At 68.7% G+C, this 15,445-nt stretch carries 16 protein-coding genes; 7 read left to right on the forward strand and 9 right to left on the reverse strand.

The annotated features are described in order from the left end of the window. Nucleotides 1-15: 15 nt before the first annotated feature. From ACFZDK_RS16115 to ACFZDK_RS16145, 7 genes are all read right to left on the reverse strand, one after another. Nucleotides 16-1,074 (reverse strand): amidohydrolase family protein, encoded by a 1,059-nt coding sequence (locus ACFZDK_RS16115; RefSeq protein ID WP_390972956.1) that lies wholly within the window; start codon nt 1,072-1,074, stop codon nt 16-18. A 97-nt stretch (nt 1,075-1,171) separates the two neighbouring features. Beyond that, nucleotides 1,172-2,143 carry a cyclase family protein gene (locus ACFZDK_RS16120; protein ID WP_123979945.1) on the reverse strand — a complete coding sequence of 324 codons (972 nt, stop codon included), beginning with the start codon at nt 2,141-2,143 and terminating at the stop codon, nt 1,172-1,174. Next, complete coding sequence (locus ACFZDK_RS16125; RefSeq protein ID WP_390972958.1) at nt 2,140-3,138, reverse strand: fumarylacetoacetate hydrolase family protein; 999 nt, start codon at nt 3,136-3,138, stop codon at nt 2,140-2,142. Before ACFZDK_RS16125 ends, ACFZDK_RS16120 begins: the two co-directional genes overlap by 4 nt. A gap of 94 nt (nt 3,139-3,232) precedes the next feature. After that, nucleotides 3,233-4,252, reverse strand: coding sequence for a dihydrodipicolinate synthase family protein (locus tag ACFZDK_RS16130; protein WP_390972960.1), 1,020 nt, complete (start codon nt 4,250-4,252; stop codon nt 3,233-3,235). Nucleotides 4,253-4,359: 107 nt separating this feature from the next. Further along, nucleotides 4,360-5,838, reverse strand: coding sequence for a succinate-semialdehyde dehydrogenase (locus tag ACFZDK_RS16135; protein WP_390973415.1), 1,479 nt, complete (start codon nt 5,836-5,838; stop codon nt 4,360-4,362). A 16-nt stretch (nt 5,839-5,854) separates the two neighbouring features. Beyond that, nucleotides 5,855-6,829, reverse strand: a complete 975-nt coding sequence (locus ACFZDK_RS16140; protein ID WP_390972962.1) for an ornithine cyclodeaminase family protein — start codon at nt 6,827-6,829, stop codon at nt 5,855-5,857. 31 nt (nt 6,830-6,860) lie between these two features. Next, nucleotides 6,861-7,793: a VOC family protein gene (locus ACFZDK_RS16145; protein WP_390972964.1), complete on the reverse strand. Its 933-nt coding sequence runs from the start codon at nt 7,791-7,793 to the stop codon at nt 6,861-6,863. A gap of 208 nt (nt 7,794-8,001) precedes the next feature. Between ACFZDK_RS16145 and ACFZDK_RS16150 the strand changes: the two genes are divergently transcribed. The 6 genes from ACFZDK_RS16150 (at nt 8,002) to ACFZDK_RS16175 (ending at nt 13,359) form a co-directional block, all read left to right on the forward strand. Further along, the gene (locus ACFZDK_RS16150) at nt 8,002-8,958 is read left to right on the forward strand and encodes a LysR family transcriptional regulator (RefSeq protein ID WP_185149514.1); all 957 of its coding nucleotides are present in this window, start codon (nt 8,002-8,004) and stop codon (nt 8,956-8,958) included. A gap of 179 nt (nt 8,959-9,137) precedes the next feature. Next, nucleotides 9,138-10,520, forward strand: coding sequence for an aromatic ring-hydroxylating dioxygenase subunit alpha (locus ACFZDK_RS16155; protein ID WP_123979931.1), 1,383 nt, complete (start codon nt 9,138-9,140; stop codon nt 10,518-10,520). Next, entirely contained in the window at nt 10,517-11,056 is a 540-nt protein-coding gene (locus ACFZDK_RS16160) for an aromatic-ring-hydroxylating dioxygenase subunit beta (protein WP_390972967.1), read from the forward strand. The genes ACFZDK_RS16155 and ACFZDK_RS16160 overlap by 4 nt, the downstream gene beginning before the upstream one ends. Next, complete coding sequence (locus ACFZDK_RS16165; RefSeq protein ID WP_185149513.1) at nt 11,053-11,271, forward strand: ferredoxin; 219 nt, start codon at nt 11,053-11,055, stop codon at nt 11,269-11,271. The genes ACFZDK_RS16160 and ACFZDK_RS16165 overlap by 4 nt, the downstream gene beginning before the upstream one ends. A 23-nt stretch (nt 11,272-11,294) precedes the next feature. Further along, the gene (locus tag ACFZDK_RS16170; protein WP_185149512.1) at nt 11,295-12,539 is read left to right on the forward strand and encodes an NAD(P)/FAD-dependent oxidoreductase; all 1,245 of its coding nucleotides are present in this window, start codon (nt 11,295-11,297) and stop codon (nt 12,537-12,539) included. Continuing rightward, complete coding sequence (locus tag ACFZDK_RS16175; protein WP_390972969.1) at nt 12,526-13,359, forward strand: SDR family oxidoreductase; 834 nt, start codon at nt 12,526-12,528, stop codon at nt 13,357-13,359. The genes ACFZDK_RS16170 and ACFZDK_RS16175 overlap by 14 nt, the downstream gene beginning before the upstream one ends. 168 nt (nt 13,360-13,527) lie before the next feature. Here ACFZDK_RS16175 and ACFZDK_RS16180 read toward each other — a convergent pair whose 3' ends face one another. Both ACFZDK_RS16180 and ACFZDK_RS16185 read right to left on the reverse strand, forming a co-directional pair. Then, nucleotides 13,528-13,650, reverse strand: coding sequence for a hypothetical protein (locus tag ACFZDK_RS16180; RefSeq protein ID WP_390972970.1), 123 nt, complete (start codon nt 13,648-13,650; stop codon nt 13,528-13,530). Between the two features lie 284 nt (nt 13,651-13,934). After that, complete coding sequence (locus ACFZDK_RS16185; protein WP_123979924.1) at nt 13,935-14,540, reverse strand: TetR/AcrR family transcriptional regulator; 606 nt, start codon at nt 14,538-14,540, stop codon at nt 13,935-13,937. A gap of 149 nt (nt 14,541-14,689) precedes the next feature. On the opposite strand from ACFZDK_RS16185, the gene ACFZDK_RS16190 reads away from it, so the two are divergent. Next, on the forward strand, nt 14,690-15,322 hold the full coding sequence (locus tag ACFZDK_RS16190; RefSeq protein WP_360562131.1) for a TetR/AcrR family transcriptional regulator: 633 nt from the start codon (nt 14,690-14,692) through the stop codon (nt 15,320-15,322). The last annotated feature ends 123 nt before the right edge of the window (nt 15,323-15,445 follow it).

A 15,445-nucleotide genomic window follows, 5' to 3' on the forward strand; every position in this document is an offset into this window, starting at 1 on the left:
CCTCCTGTGCGGGGGTCAGGTGAGGCGCAGCAGCGTTGTCGCGTTGCCGCCGCGCACGGCGTGGAAGTCGTCGTCGGGCAGGCGTGCGGCGCGCAGTGCGCCGACGGGGTCCTCGGTGCCCATGTCGAAGGGGAAGTCGGAGCCGAGCAGCACCCGGTCAGCGCCGGCCGCGCCGATGAGTGCCCGCAGTACCTGCGGGTCGTGGACCAGCGAGTCGAAGTACAGGCGCTTGAGGTAGCTGCTGGGCAGGTGGGCGCAGCCCGCGCCCGCGTCGGAGCGGGCCGACCAGGCGTGGTCGGAGCGGCCGATGTGGGTGGGCAGATAGCCGCCCCCGTGCGCGGCGATGACCTTCAGCTCCGGGTGCCGGTCCAGTACCCCGGAGAAGATCACGTGCGAGAGCGCGACGGCGTTCTCGGTGGGCTGGCCGACGGTGTTGGACAGGTACCACTGGTCGAGGCGTTCGTCGAGTGTGCAGCCGAAGGGGTGCAGGAAGAGGATCGCTCCTGTCTCCTCGGCCCGGGTCCAGAAGGGTTCGTAGGCGGGGTCCGACAGCTCCCGGCCGGGCGCGTGCGAGGAGATTTCGACACCCAACAGGCCCATACTCACGGCGAGTTCGAGCGCGCGCACCGCCGATTCCGGGTGCTGGAGGGGGACGAGGCCCAGACCGCGCAGCCGGCCGGGCGCCTGGGCGCAGTGGGCGGCCGTCGCCTCGTTGGCCAGGCGGTACACCTTCTCCGCCGTCTCCTCGTCCGCCCAGTAGTGGTAGTGCGAGGGCGACGGGCTGACCAGCTGGACGTCCACACCCTGCGCGTCCATCGCGGCCAGTCGTACGGCGACGTCCGTCAGCCTCGGGATGCGCTCGGCGACCATGGGGCCGTTGACGGCCAGGGCCGCGGGCCCGTTGCGGCGGGCGTCGAGGGCCTTGGCCTGTACCAGGCCCGGCAGGTCGGCCACCAGAGCCTCGACCTCGGGGATCAGGAGGTGCGCGTGGACGTCGACCGTCGGGGAAGTGCGCGCGTCCGTGCTCGACGAGGGGCGGCCCCCGGCGGTGGCCGGGGGCTGGTGGGCCGTCACGGCAGCTCCTTGAGCACCGGCATGGTGGCGTCCAGCAGCCCGGGCACGTCACCCAGTGCTCTCTTGCCTTCCATCGCCAACTCCTTTGTCGGGCAGGTCACTTGACGGCGACCGGGTTGACGGGGGAGCCGACGGCTCCGGTGATGGGCAGGGGCGCGGCGGTGAGCCAGAACTCGTACACGCCGTCGGAGGCGCAGTCGTCCGCGAGGGCGTCGGGGTCCCACATCTCGCCGATCAGCAGGCCCATGTGGGGGATGACGACCTGGTGCAGCGGCTGGAAGGCGCTGTCGAACTCGTTCGGCCGTACCTCGAAGCCCCAGGTGTCGGTGGCGATGGCGGCGATCTCGCTCGTGTGCAGCCAGCCGGCGGTGGTGAAGGACAGGCCGGGAGAGTCGCCGCCCGCATAGTCGCCCCAGCCCTCGCGGCGGGTGCGCGCCAGCTGCCCGGTCCGGACGACGACGATGTCCCCGCGGCCGACGGCCACGCCGTGCGCCTCGGCCGTCGCGGTCAGGTGTTCCTCGGTGATCGCGAAACCGTCCGGCAGCTCTCCGCGTTCACCGCCGATCACCCGGCCGACATCGAGGAGGACGCCGCGCCCAGCGACGTACGGGGCCATGTGCTCGATGCCGGTGACCAGATCGCCCTCGGAGGTGACGACCTTCTCCGCCGCCCGACCGTTCCAGGCCTTGCCGTGGTCGAAGATGTGCCCGAGACCGTCCCACTGGGTGGAGCACTGCAGCGGCATCGCGATCACGTCGTCGGAGCCGCCGAAGCCGTGCGGCATGCCCTGGTTGCCGAGGGCCGCGTCCGTGCCCGTGGCCAGCATGGTGTGGACGGGGTTGGTGCGGCGCCGCCAGCCCTTCTGCGGGCCGTCCATGTCGAACCGCTGCGACAACGAGAAACTCACGCCCCGGCGGACCAGTGCCGCACCCTCGCGGCGCTTGGCCTCGTCGAGGAAGTTCAGCGTGCCGAGCACGTCGTCCTCGCCCCAGCGCCCCCAGTTGGAATACCGCTTGGCGGCCTCGTTGATCGCGCCCTCGGTGTCCGTGGGGTCGAGCGGGGCCGTCACGACGCGGTCCTGTCGGCGACGCAGCGGGTGCGCTGCGCACCCAGACCCGTGATGGAGCCCTCCATGACGTCGCCGTCGCGCAGCAGCCGTCCCCAGTGCATGCCGTTGCCGGCCGGGCTGCCGGTCAGCACCAGGTCGCCGGGCAGCAGCCGGGAGGTCCGGGAGATGTAGGACACCAGCCGTGCGATGCCGAAGAGCATGTCCTTGGTGGACTCGTCCTGCATGGTCTCTCCGTTGAGCTTCAGTGTGACCCGCAGGTCGCCCGGGTCGGCGATCGACTCGGCGGGCACGATCCACGGGCCCAGCGGGGTGAAACCGGGGGCGTTCTTGGAGCGCAGCCAGTCGGTGCCGATGGCCTTCATGTCCCGGCGGAAGACGGTGGCGCGGTCGGTGAGGTCGTTGGCGATGGCGTAGCCGGCCACGTACTCCAGGGCCTCCTCGACCGGCACCCGGTAGGCGGGCTTGGCGATGACTGCCGCCAACTCCAGCTCCCAGTCGGGCTGTTCGGCCCAGTCCGGGAGTACGATGTCGTCGAAGGGGCCGGTGATCGCGCTCGGCAGGCCGATGAACACGTACGGCAGGTCCTCGGCCGCCCGCCGGTCCATGACCGCGGCGACCTCCGCGCGCGCCTCCTCCACGGTGCGAGGATCGGCGGCGGAGCGGTGGGCGACCTCCAGGTCGATCACGTGCTGCCGGTAGTTGGCGCCGGACTGGAAGACCTGGCGGGGCTCGACCGGCGCGTGCACCTGCAGGTGCTCCAACGGCCGCCAGCCGGCCGTCTCGTCGGCCGCGAGCTCCTGCAGGCGAGGGAGCATCTCGTCCCAGCGGTCGAAGATCGCCCGGGTCGTCAGGGTGGGCTCTCCGAGGGCCGTACGAAGATCCAGCACGCGCCCCCTGGGGATCACGAGACCGGGGAAAGGCGCCTGGTCAGAGGCGGAGAGAACACCAAGGGCGAAGGGTCCGGAGAAGGACGCGGAAGCGGCTGCGGGTTTCACGGGAATGTCCTCAAGATTGCGGTGCGACCGATGTGGCCCTCAACGCCCTCGTCGAGGGCGCCGGCGGGGTCGGCACGGTCCAGTTCGTCCGGGGTCACGCCGGGTTCCTTCCGATGAAGAACTCACGGAACGGATCCATGCTGGGTTCGAGGCCGGCGTCGAGGAGTCCCTTGCGCAGGGCGTGCATCTGGGCGTCGTGGATGCGCTGGGTGGGCTGGCGCAGCGGTCCGCCGTTGTAGCCCTGCAGCCACCCCTGGAACTTCCATGCCTGCCGGTTGATGAAGGCACCGCCGTTCAGCACCTGAGCAAGGCCGCCCTTGATCTTGCGGGCCGGATGCAGCTGCCAGTAGATGTCAGTGGCGTCGTCGTACTTGCCCTCGCGCAGCAGCTCCATGACGCGCGGGATCATGGGCCCGTAGTATTCGTGGTCGCTCGTGGCGGACAGCTGGATCGGCATGACCTGTGCCAGCGGGATGAGATCGCTCTCGATGGGCACCGAGATGACGACCTCGTCGCCGAAGAGCCGGTGGCACTCGATGGCGCCCTGAATACTGGGGAAGCCGCCCTCGGCCTTGATGACCGCGATGTTGGGGCAGTCGTCGATGAGGCGGCGGATGAGCCGCGTCGGGATGTCCGAGGGGTGCACCCGGGGACTGAACCCCCACAGGAACATCGGGAACAGGATGACCGCGAGGTTCGTGGCGTCGCAGAGGGCCTTGGTGTAGTCGTAGATCTCCTGTTCCGACTCCGGGTAGAAGTTCGGCGGGTAGGACACGAGCACCAGGTCGGCACCGGCCTCTTCGGCGCCGCGCACCGCCTCGATGTTCTGCTCCAGGGTGCTCCAACTGCCGTGGTGGACCACGACGAAGTCGTCGCCCGCCTCATCACGGACGATACGCAGGAAGTCGAGGTACTCGGGCAGGGTGATGCTGACCTCGGAGACGCCGAGGGTGCCGAGGAATCCGTGCTGCTGGGCGAGCCTGATGTCGTGCCTGATGCCCTGCTCGTTGATGCCGCGAAGGTCGGCGGTGAACGACGGGATCGTGCAGTTGACGGCTCCGACGAGCTTTTCGCGGGCCCAGTCCCGGGCCTCGGTGCGGGTGTATGCGGGCATGGTCGTCCTTTGCCTCGGTGCGTGGGTGATGGGGGTGCTGACTCAACGCCTGGCGGGTTGGTCTCGGCGCGCTCGTTCGTGCTGCGGTGTCCGGCGCGGCAGTCGGCTCAGGGCGCGCCGGCGCCTTCCCAGGCCAGGTACTTCATCTCCAGGTACTCGTCGATGCCGTAGACGGAGCCCTCCCGCCCCAGCCCCGACTGCTTGACGCCGCCGAAGGGGGCGACCTCGTTGGAGATCAGGCCGGTGTTGATGCCCACCATCCCCGCTTCCAGGGCGGCCGAGACGCGCCAGGTCCGCTCGGCGTCGCGGGTGAAGAGGTAGGCGGCCAGACCGTAGTCGGTGTCGTTGGCCATGCGGACGGCCTCGGCCTCGTCGGTGAAGCGGATGAGCGGGGTGAGCGGGCCGAAGGTCTCCTCGCGGGTGACGAGCATGCCCGGGGCCACGTCCCCCAGCACGGTGGGCTGGAAGAAGAGCCCTCCACGCCGGTGCCGCGAACCGCCGCACAGGATCCTGGCACCCCGGTTCGTGGCGTCGGCGAGATGTTCCTCGACCTTCGCCACCGCTGCCTCGTCGATGAGCGGTCCCTGCTGCACGCCGTCGTCGAAGCCGTCTCCGACGACAAGGTCCTCGACCCTGCGGGTCAACGCCTCTGCGAACCGGTCGTAGACTCCCGCCTGCACGTAGACGCGGTTGGCGCTGATGCAGGCCTGGCCGGTGTTGCGGTACTTGGTGGCGACGACACCGGCGACGGCGGTCTCGACGTCGGCGTCGTCGAAGACGAGCACCGGCGCATTGCCGCCCAGTTCCATCGAGGTCTTCTTCACCGTCTGGGCGGACTGGGCCAGGAGCAGCCTGCCGACCTCGGTGGACCCGGTGAAGCTGACCTTGCGGACCAGCGGATTGCCGGTCAGCTCGGGCCCGATCTCACGCGGGTCGCCGATCACCACGTTGAGGACCCCGGCCGGTACACCGGCCCGCTCGGCGAGCTCGACGAGGGCCAGTGCCGTCAAGGGGGTCTGCTCGGCAGGCTTGACGACCATCGTGCAGCCCGCGGCCAGTGCCGGAGCGGCCTTACGGGTGATCATCGCGGCGGGGAAGTTCCACGGGGTGATGGCCACGCACACCCCGACCGGCTCCTTGAGCACCAGCACCCTGCGCGATGCCTCCGGCGCCGCGAACACGTCGCCGCGGATCCGTTTGGCCTCCTCGGCGAACCACTCGATGAAGGAGGCGGCATAAGCGACTTCCCCACGGGCCTCAGCGAGTGGCTTGCCCTCCTCCAGGACGATCAGCCGGGCCAGGTCCTCCGTGTGCTCGGTGACGAGGTCGAACCAGCGCCGCAGCACCTGTGCGCGCTGTTTGCCCGACCGCGCCCGCCACTCGGGCAGAGCACGATGAGCGGCGTCGACGGCCTCGGCGGTCTGCGCTCTGCCGAGTGCCGGAAGCTCCGCAATGAGGTCACCGGTCGACGGGTTGCGGACGGTGAGCCGACCGCCGTCGCCGGCCTCCAGCCACTTGCCCTCAACGTAAGCGGCCGTGCGCAGCAGCGTGGGGTCGGACAGACCGAGTGGAACGGTCGTCTCCATGGTCATGGCGGCTCTCTCACTTCTGCACGGGATGAATGGTGGCCGGCATCCGGGTTCCGAGTCCCAGCCGCTCGGCGTTGCGCGCGCACATGCCGGCGACCGCCAGGTCCTGGGCCGCTGAGCCGACCGACTTGTACAGCGCGATCTGGTCGACGTGGGTGCGCCCGGGGACGCGCTCGCCGACGAGGTCGGCCAGCGAGCAGATCTTGCCCGCCACGTCGAGACCGGCGGCTCGCGCGGCGATCAGGTCCCCGGTGTCGTCGAGCACCTCCTCGACCATGTCCGCCGCGATCACGTCGGCACGGGCAATGACCTCCGGGTCCACCTCACGCTGCTCGGGCAGGGTGGATCCGATGGACACCACGGTCATGCCCGGTCGGAGCCACTTGCCGAGCAGGGTGGGGGTCTCGTCGCGGGACCGGGCGGCACAGACGACCAGCGTGGCGCCTGCGAGGGCCTCCTCGGCGCTGGCCGCCTGCGTGATCGGCAGGTCGGACAGTTCGGCGACGAATCGGGCTCGGCTCTCCGGTCGTGGGCTGTACACCCGTACGGCCTTGAGGTCTCGTACGACGGCGAGGGCGCGCACATGGTTCTGCGCTTCGAAACCGGAGCCGATCACGGCGACGGTCAGGGCGCCGGGCGGCGACAGCAGGTCCGCCGCGACGGCCGAGGTGGCCGCCGTCCGGTAACCGGTGATGGAGTGGCCGTCGAGCAGGGCCACCAGCTCGGCCGTCCGCTGGTCGAACAGGGGGATGAGGTAGGAGGCGCGGCGCGTCGGCATCGCGGCCGCGATGATCTTCGCTCCCATCAGTTCGCGGCCGGCCGGTACGCCGGTGAGGGTACGCAGCCAGCCGTGGTCTCCGCGGGCCATGCCGCGGGCCGGATAGCGTGCTGCGTCCACGCTCGTCGCGTATGCCTCGCGCACCGCCGAGGTTGCCAGCTCCCAGTCGAAGGCCGCCCGTACCGCTGCGTCATCAAGGAAAAGAGTCACTTCAGTGGCCTTTGCAAAGGAGGGGGAGGGATCAGATCGGAGAGGGGGTCCACAGACCGCCGTCCGTCTGCTTGAGTAGCACCGGCAGCATGGTCTCGGTCATCGACCCACCGGTCCCCCACTGGTCCTGCGACTGAGGAGAGGTGCTGTCGAAGACGCGGGGCTCCCACGCCTCCTCGTCCTCGATCGTCTCCAGCTCCGTCGTGTACTCGACGACGTTCTCGTTCGGGTCGAGGAAGTAGGTGAAGGTGTTGTCTCCCGGGCCGTGCCGGCCTGGCCCGCACAGCGGGCGGTGACCGGCGCGCATAAGACGCCCGGTCCCGCGCATGTACTCGTCGATGCCGCGCATCTCGAAGGAAATGTGATTCAGCGAGACGCTCGGTGCTCGCGAGATGGCGAGGATGTGATGCTGGGTCCCGCTGCGCATGAAGCACATCATGTCGCCGAGCCAGTCCGAGAGGCGGAAGCCGAGGTACGTCTCGTAGAACGCCTTGGTCGCGGCCACATCGGTGGAGTTGATCACCACGTGGCTGAGCTTCTTGGGGACGGATTCGCGTTCCTCGAGCTCCCGGAAGGGCTTCTGCGCGACCCCGGCGGACACCTCGACGAGTCGGCCGTCGGGGTCGAAGAACCGGACGCCGTATCCGCCGCCCGGGGTGTCCAGCTTGCCGGGCTCCCGGTCGAGAGTGATCCCGCCGGCGGCCAGCCGCCGGGCCAGCTCGTCGACTTCTTCGGGAGAGTTCACACCGAAGGCGATGAGGTCCAGTCGCTTGTCCTGGTCCTGCCGGACGCGAAGGACGTACTGCTCCGGGTCCGCGGGAGTGGCGAAGAAGGTCACACCGCTGTCGTCGGCCACCGGCTGCAGTCCCCAGATGTTCTTGTAGAACTCCAGAGCCTTGCCGTAGTCGGGCACACCGATACCCACATGTCTGAGATGGGTGATCGGACGGAAGGCCGCGGTCATCGTTGACTCCTGCTCTCCAGTGACGCTGAACAGGACGTTCGCGTCGCTTTTCCCGCTGCAAGACGCTAGACAGACGCACTCCTCGATACAAACAATCGATAGTGATGCGTTCGGATTGATGACATCAATCCGTGGTCGGAGTCGACCGTCGAGCCGCGGCAGCCGACTTCTTTCGGCATGCCTTCAGCACAGACGGGATTTCCGGTCGATGCCCACCACCAATGCGCCCCTGGATCTCAACCGGGTGGATCTGAACCTGCTCGTCGCCTTCGACGCCCTGATGGCGGAACGGAGCGTGACCGCGGCCGCGGCGCGTCTGTCCGTCGGACAGTCGGCCATGAGTTCCACGCTGGCTCGGCTCCGCAAGCTCCTGAACGACCCGATCCTCGTCAGGCAGGGGCGGACCATGGTCGCCACACCGGTTGCCGAGTCGCTGGTGCAGCCGGTGCAGAAGACGCTGACCGACATCAAGTCGCTGCTGTCACAGCGCGACAGCTTCGATCCCGCGACCGACCACAGGACGTACTCGGTGATGGCGACCAGCTACTCGGCCGTCGCCGTACTGCATCCGCTGTTGGCGCAGCTGCCGACCGAGGCTCCGAACGTGCGACTGCGCATCCAGCCCTTCGCGGAGGAGTACGCGGAACAGCTGGCCCGCGACCAGATCGACCTCGTCATCGTTCCGCGCGAGATGGTGCCCAGCGGACTGGACCTGTGCTGTGAGGCCGCGTACACCGACCGCTACATGCTGGCGGTCGACCAGGAGCACCCCGATGTGGGCGAGAGCATCTCGGTCGAGGAGTTCAGCGAGCTGCCGTACCTCGCGATCAGCCCCGACCGGCGACCCGCCCTGGCCGAACTGCAACTCGACCTGCTCGGTATCCCGCGCCGCGTCGAGGTCACCACGAGTTTTGAAATCGCTCCGTTCCTGATTCGCGGTACCCGGCTCATCACCTTGGTCCCCAGAACGTTCGGGCGCCGCATCGCCCCGGCGACAGGCCTGCGGCTGCTCGAACCTCCCATGGAGCTGCCGTGGGCCACCGAAATGATGGTCTGGACGAAACGCATGGACGACGATCCGGGCCACGCCTGGCTGCGGCAGCGCATGCACCATTTCGCAGATGCCTACGTCCAGGACGCACCGTCCACCCCGGCGACCGGCTGAGACAGGACCGGTCAGGAGGGACCTGCCCGCGTTCCATCGATTGGATCAATGCCGACGCATCGACAGGAATTGCTTTTCGCCATGTGATGACAGTCCTAACCTGACGTCTCGAGCCGCAGGCAGGGCCACGGAAATCCGCTGATCGTCCCTGCCGAGCACGACTGAGGCAAGGGAGCCCCATGACTGCCATCTCTCCAGAAACGGCTGATGCCGCTGCAATCCTGGACCGCGTCGAGGCCTCGCTGAAGAACGATCTCGTCCCAGTGGAAATCTTCAACGACGAGGCGGTGTTCCGCGCCGAGATCGAGCAGATATTCACCAAGTGCTGGGTGTTCGTGGCGCACGAAAGTGAGATCCCGAAGCCGGGTGACTTCGTGCAGCGCAGAATCGGCCTCGATCCGGTGATCGTCACGCGCGACGGCAAGGGCGGCATCAACGTGCTGTCGAACTACTGCCGTCACCGGGGCACTCAGGTCTGCCAGACCGATGCCGGCAACTCCCGGTTCTTCAAGTGTCCTTACCACGGGTGGACCTACAGCAACAACGGCGACCTGGTCGGCACCCCGCACATGCACGACGCCTACGGCGAGCGTCTCGACCCCAAGGCGTGGGGCCTGATACGCGCGCCCCGGGTGGCCACGCGGCAGGGCTTCGTCTTCGCCTCGCTGGACCCGGACGGACCGTCGCTGGACGAGTACCTGGGCGGGGCAGGGTGGATGCTCGACCTGATCGTCGGGCTGGCACCCGGTGGCATGCGGGTCGCCGGGCCTCCGGAACGCTACCGGCTGCGCGCCGACTGGAAGACGGCCGCCGAGAACTTCGCCGGCGACGGTTACCACGTCGACACGCTGCACTGGAGCGTTGAAGAGGTCGCAGTCGCCCAGGGAATGCAGGCGACGTGCGAGATCGCGCGCATCTACGAATTCGAGAACGGCCACGCCTTCGCCGGCCACGCCTGGACCAAGGCAATCCATCCCGGCTACGTGCTCTGGGGCTACGCGCCGGAAATCACCCAGCACTTCGACCTGTCGGGTCTGGACGAGGCACAGCTCCACGTGGTCAACCACGAGCCGCCGTCGGTCGGAACGATCTTCCCGAACCTCAGCTTCATCCGGCTGAACACCCCGTCTGTGCCGGGCGGTCCTATGTCGGTGATCACCAGCTTCCGGCAGTGGCAGCCGATCGGCCCCGGCGAGATCGAACTGTGGAACTGGCAGTTCGTCTGGGACTTCATGTCGGAGGACGAGGCCCGCGACTCCTACGTCAACGGCCAGTTCACCTTCGGCTCGGCAGGCATCTTCGAGCAGGACGACACCGTCGCCTGGGAAGGCGCACCGCGCGCCGCCCGCAGTCCGTGGATGCGCAAGGCCGGCATGGAGTTCCACCTCCAGCAGGGCAACAACAGTCAGGTCGACCAGTCGCACGACCCCTCGTGGACCGGCCCGGGCCGCAAGCGCAACACCGGCTACGGCGAGCACGCGCAGCTCCACTTCTACCGCCACTGGCTGAACGTGATGCGCGGGAACACCGGCGCCGGCACCGAGGGAGCTGAGTCAGCATGACCACGACCGAGACCCCCCGCATCGTCCCGCCCGTGAGCGCCAACCCCGAACTTCAGGCGTTGGCCACCCAGTTCCTGGCGCTGGAGGCCCGGCTGCTCGACGAGGGCCGCGAGGAGGAGTGGTACGGACTCCTGGACGACGAACTTCTCTACACCGTGCCGATCCGACAGGCAGCGGAACCGCGTTCCCAGGAGATCGACCGCAACGCCTTCCGGGTCCGGGACACCAAGGCCCACGTACGCACGCGCCTGGACCGGCTCAACACCGACCACGCGTACTCGGAAATACCTCCGTCCCGCACCTTGCGCATCGTGGGCAGCGTCGAGGTCGAGGAGATCGACCGCCCCGACGTCATCAAGGTGTCGAGCGCCCTGCTGGTCTACCGCCAGCGCGGCATCGACCCGCACTTCGATCTCATCCCGTGCAGGCGCTACGACCAGCTCCGCCTCACACCGTCGGGCCCACGCCTGCTGTCCCGCGAAATCGTGCTGACCGAAACGGCGCTGGCCAGTCCGAACCTTGGAGTCTTCCTGTGAGCGACAACCTCTCCGTCTCTCTCGACGGCACCCGCTGCAAGTCCTACGGCATCTGTGTCAGCGTCATGCCCGACGTCTTCGACACCCCGCCGGGCAGCCCGACGGCTGTTCTCCTGCGCGACGCCGTCGACGCCGACGAGCGGGAGGACCTCGAAGAGGCCGCCCGCGCCTGCCCCGCACAGGCCATTGCGCTCGACTCGGGCCGCAAGCCGTGACCGGCGGCTTTGAGCGAGTCGTCGTGGTGGGAGCCTCCGCCGCCGGCCTCGGCGCCGCCGACGGTCTCCGGGAGGCCGGATTCACCGGCTCCATCACCGTCCTCGGCGCCGAGCTGCACCAGCCGTACGACCGGCCCACGCTGTCGAAGGCCCTGCTTGTCGCCGAGGAGGACCCGCGACTCCTCGAACTCCGCTCTCCCGAACGCATCGAGGCGAACCGCCTCGACCTGCGCCTCGGGCACGCCGCGGCGGGGCTCGACGTCGACCGCCGCTATGTGGTGACCACGTACGGCGAGGCGCTTCCCTGGGACGCTGTGGTCATCGCCTGCGGCAGCCGCCCCCGCGAGCTGAGGAGCCTCGGGGGTGAGGTACTGCCGGCCCTGCGCACCCCCGAGGACCTGCGGGTGCTGCGCGAGGCCGCGGCGCGATACGGCGAGATGACCCTGATCGGCTCCGGCTTCATCGGACTGGAGGTCGCGGCCGCTCTCGTCGCGCGGGGCGTGGCGGTCACGGTCCTCGACGCGCTCCCGCTGCCGCTGGAGCCCGTACTGGGGACCGAGCTGGCCACCCATCTCCGCGACCTGCACACCGCACGCGGGGTCCGCTTCCGTAGTGCCGTCGCGATGGCGTCGGTCACGGGACAACCAGGGGCGTACGAGGTCCGGCTCACGGACGGAAGTGTGCACCGGACCCCGTTCGTGCTGACGGGTATCGGCGCCGAACCCGCCGTCGACTGGCTGGCGGGCTCCGGGATCGAGGTGACCGGCGGGATCGTCACCGACGCCGCCGGCCGGACCAACGTACCCGACGTGTGGGCTGCCGGTGACGTGGCCGCGTTCCACCACCCGCTGCTGGGACAGCGCGTACGCGTGGAGCACTGGACCCATGCGGTCGAGCAGGGCCGGCACATCGGCTTGAACATCGCCCGCGGCGAGACCACGCCCTACCAGGGAGTGCCGTACTTCTGGACCGACCAGTACGGCATGCGGTTCCAGTGCTACGGCCGCCGCCGTGCGGGCGACCGCAGCCTCGTCGTCGAGGGTTCCCTCGACGCGGGCGAGTTTCTCGTCCTGTTCGGGCACGCCGGCGAGTTCCACGCCGCGTTCGCCTGCGGGCGTGTCCGCTCGCTGCGCGACTACCGCAAGCTGCTCGCACGCGGCGGCACCTGGGACGAGGCACTCGCTCTCGCCCGCACGAACACTCCCGCGCTCGACACCACCGTGTCGTGCGTCAACCGAAAGGAATGCACCCCCCATGAAGCTGCTTGACGACCACGTCGTACTCATCACCGGCGGCGGCTCCGGCCTCGGTCTCGGCGTTGCCCGCCACTGCCTCGAAGAGGGCGCGCAGCTCGCGATCCTCGAGTACGACGAGGCCAAGGTGCTCGGGCTGAAGAACGAGTTCGGCGATGACGTCCTCGTCATGCACGGCGACGTACGCAACATCGACGATCTTCGTGCCTGCCGGTCCCAGATCGAGGACCGCTACGGCCGGCTCACTTCCCTCATCGGCGCGCAGGGCATCTTCGACGGGAACATCCGGCTGGCCGACATTCCCGTCGAACGCGTCGACGCTCTGTTCGACGAGGTCTTCTCGATCAACGTCAAGGGCTACGCGCTGACCGCGCGGATCATGCACGACCTGCTGCAGGCCGAGGAAGGGGCGATCGTGCTCACCGCGTCCCAGGCGGCGTTCGCGGCCGACGGCGGCGGTGCGGCCTACACGTCCAGCAAGGGGGCGGTGGTCAGCCTGGTGAATCAGCTGGGGTTCGAGTTCGCCCCGCGGGTACGGGTCAACGCCGTCGCCCCTACGGGCATCGCGGGCAGTCAGCTCCGCGGGCCCGGCGCTCTCGACCTGCACGAGTCCAAGCAGTCGGACATTCCTGCGGACGCCTTCCGCGCGGAGTTCGAATGGGGTACGCCCCTTCAGCACCTGCCCACCCCGGAGGAGTACGGGCCCTTCTACGCACTCCTCGCATCCCGGCACAACAAGGTGATGACAGGCCAGACCGTGATCGCCGACTCGGGCACCCTGAACCGGGCCCTCATGAGCCTGGGCCAGCGCATCAGCAGCTTCCCGTCGGCCTGAGTGCCGCGCCTCTGCGCACCACACCGGGTCGCAGAGGCGCGCATGCCGTCTTCCTCCTGGAGGTGCGTCAACCGTACAACTGTTGACGTGTGCTGTTGCCGCTTGGCTAGCCTGTCCCGAACCCCACATCCACGACTGGCGGTTGGGCAGACGGAAGGTGACCGGCGGTCAGCCGATACCGGTCATGGCCCACTGCTGCGGAGTGCCGCTGTTGGATGTGGACTGGATCACCGCGCTGCCCTCGGTGGTGACGTTGCCGTGCTCCAGTGCTTTGTCGCCGTTGGCGGACACAGCCGGTACACGCCCTCGGGCAGGACGGCTGACATGCCGCTGACAGGTCGAGGGGGCGTTGAGCAGGTAGATGCCGCTGATGGTGTTGTAGACCTCCAGGATCCGCAGAACGCCGTCGATCGGCCAGGTGAAGACGTGGCGAACAGCTGCCGCCCTTCTTGGTGCCCTTGCCCCAGGACGGCTTACCGAGCCGCGGATCTGCTCAGAAACGATGGCCCGCCGTCCGGATCGGCCGCTGCTTGATCGCGGATGTGCTGTATCAGGTTGCTGCTTACCCCTCAGGGTCAGGTGGTCAGGGACGGCATGACCACCGAGTCCAGATAGTGGAGCAGGAACGTCCGGTCCGGTGGCCGGTTGGCCACCAGTGGCCGGGCCACCAAGGCACCGATCAATACGTAAGGCACGTACTGCAGTGCCGGGCAGTCCGCTCGTACCTCACCCCGAGCCACCGCTCGTCGGAGGATCGCCGCGAGGCCGGCGGGGTCGGGGTCGACGATCAGGTTCTGCAGGGCCCGCAAGAGGTCGGGGTGGGCGTGGACGGCGTGGATCAGGCCGCGGACCAGGGCGGCTTCTCTGTGGAGTTGCTCGTCGTCGAGCTGTTCGATCACCGCGCGCAGGTCGCCTCGGAGGGAACCTGTGTTGATGTCGCCGACGACTTTGCCCTTGGTCCGGCGCAGTGCTTCGGCGACCAGTTCCGGCTTGCCCGACCATTGGCGATAGAGCGTGGCCTTGCTGCAGCGGGTGCGGGTCGCCACCCCGTCCATGGTCAGGGCCTCGTAGCCGACCTCGCGGAGGAGGTCGAGGACGGTGGCGAAGAGCTCCTCCTCGCGTTCCGGGGTGATGCGGCTGCGGCGCGTGCGTGGCGTGGTGGCCTGGTCCCTCGCTGTCATCCGCGGCACCTCGTTCGAGCTTCGAGCGAAACGATTTCGCACGCGCATACGGTAACCTAGGCTACGGTGAATACGAAACCGTTTCGGTCGCACAATAGGACATGGGTCCTGAGTCGTGGGCCGTCTCGGGGATGAGGGGAGAGCCAGTCATGGCAGCCATCGCGTCGCCGGTCCCGGCCGAACCCGGCCCCGCCAAACCGGGCCGCCCCCGCGACACCACCGCCGACGACCGCATCCTCCGCGCCGTCGTCGACGAACTCTCCGACCATGGTGTCGCCGGCTTCCGGATCAACAACGTCGCCGCCCGCGCCAAGGTCGCCAAGCGCACCCTCTACAGCCGCTGGACCGAGCGGGACGAGCTCATCATCGCGGGGCTCAACACCCTCGCCCTCGACCTCGTCCCGCCCCGCACCGGCAGTCTCGTCGGCGACCTCAACGCCCTCTACGACGACATCGCCGACGCCCTCGACAGCCCACGCTGGCTCATCGCCGCCCGCTGTTCCTTCGAGCTGCCCGACCATCCCGAGCTGTACGCGAGATTCCAGCGCGACTGCATCGACAAGCCCCTCGCCGTCGTCGAGGACGTCCTGCGGGACGCACAACTCCGCGGTGAACTGCGCGCCGGCATCGACCGTTCCGTGGCCGCCGAGACCTTCACCGGTTCCATCGCGGGGTACAGCTCGCACATTGCCCGGCTCCGCGGGGTCAGTGCGTACGGTGTCCGCGCGCAATTCCTCGACATGTTCCTGCACGGGCTGCGCGCCCACGACCCTCGCGAATGAGCCTCCGGACCGCCGCGGAGGCCGAACTTGACACCCCACACCGACAGCCACGCGCCGGACGTGTCACGCCACTCCTCGATCAGGTCGAGCTGGGGAGGCGTTCCGTGAGGAGCCCTGCTCCGT

It is taken from the genome of Streptomyces sp. NPDC007901, assembly GCF_042959465.1.
GTDB lineage: Bacteria > Actinomycetota > Actinomycetes > Streptomycetales > Streptomycetaceae > Streptomyces.

Coding starts and splice junctions, on each gene's coding strand:
- ACFZDK_RS16155 (WP_123979931.1), top strand. CDS start 9,138: ATGACTGCCATCTCTCCAGAAACGGCTGATGCCGCTGCAATCCTGGAC.
- ACFZDK_RS16185 (WP_123979924.1), bottom strand. CDS start 14,540: ATGACAGCGAGGGACCAGGCCACCACGCCACGCACGCGCCGCAGCCGC.
- ACFZDK_RS16150 (WP_185149514.1), top strand. CDS start 8,002: ATGCCCACCACCAATGCGCCCCTGGATCTCAACCGGGTGGATCTGAAC.
- ACFZDK_RS16190 (WP_360562131.1), top strand. CDS start 14,690: ATGGCAGCCATCGCGTCGCCGGTCCCGGCCGAACCCGGCCCCGCCAAA.
- ACFZDK_RS16130 (WP_390972960.1), bottom strand. CDS start 4,252: ATGCCCGCATACACCCGCACCGAGGCCCGGGACTGGGCCCGCGAAAAG.
- ACFZDK_RS16135 (WP_390973415.1), bottom strand. CDS start 5,838: ATGGAGACGACCGTTCCACTCGGTCTGTCCGACCCCACGCTGCTGCGC.
- ACFZDK_RS16145 (WP_390972964.1), bottom strand. CDS start 7,793: ATGACCGCGGCCTTCCGTCCGATCACCCATCTCAGACATGTGGGTATC.
- ACFZDK_RS16160 (WP_390972967.1), top strand. CDS start 10,517: ATGACCACGACCGAGACCCCCCGCATCGTCCCGCCCGTGAGCGCCAAC.
- ACFZDK_RS16175 (WP_390972969.1), top strand. CDS start 12,526: ATGAAGCTGCTTGACGACCACGTCGTACTCATCACCGGCGGCGGCTCC.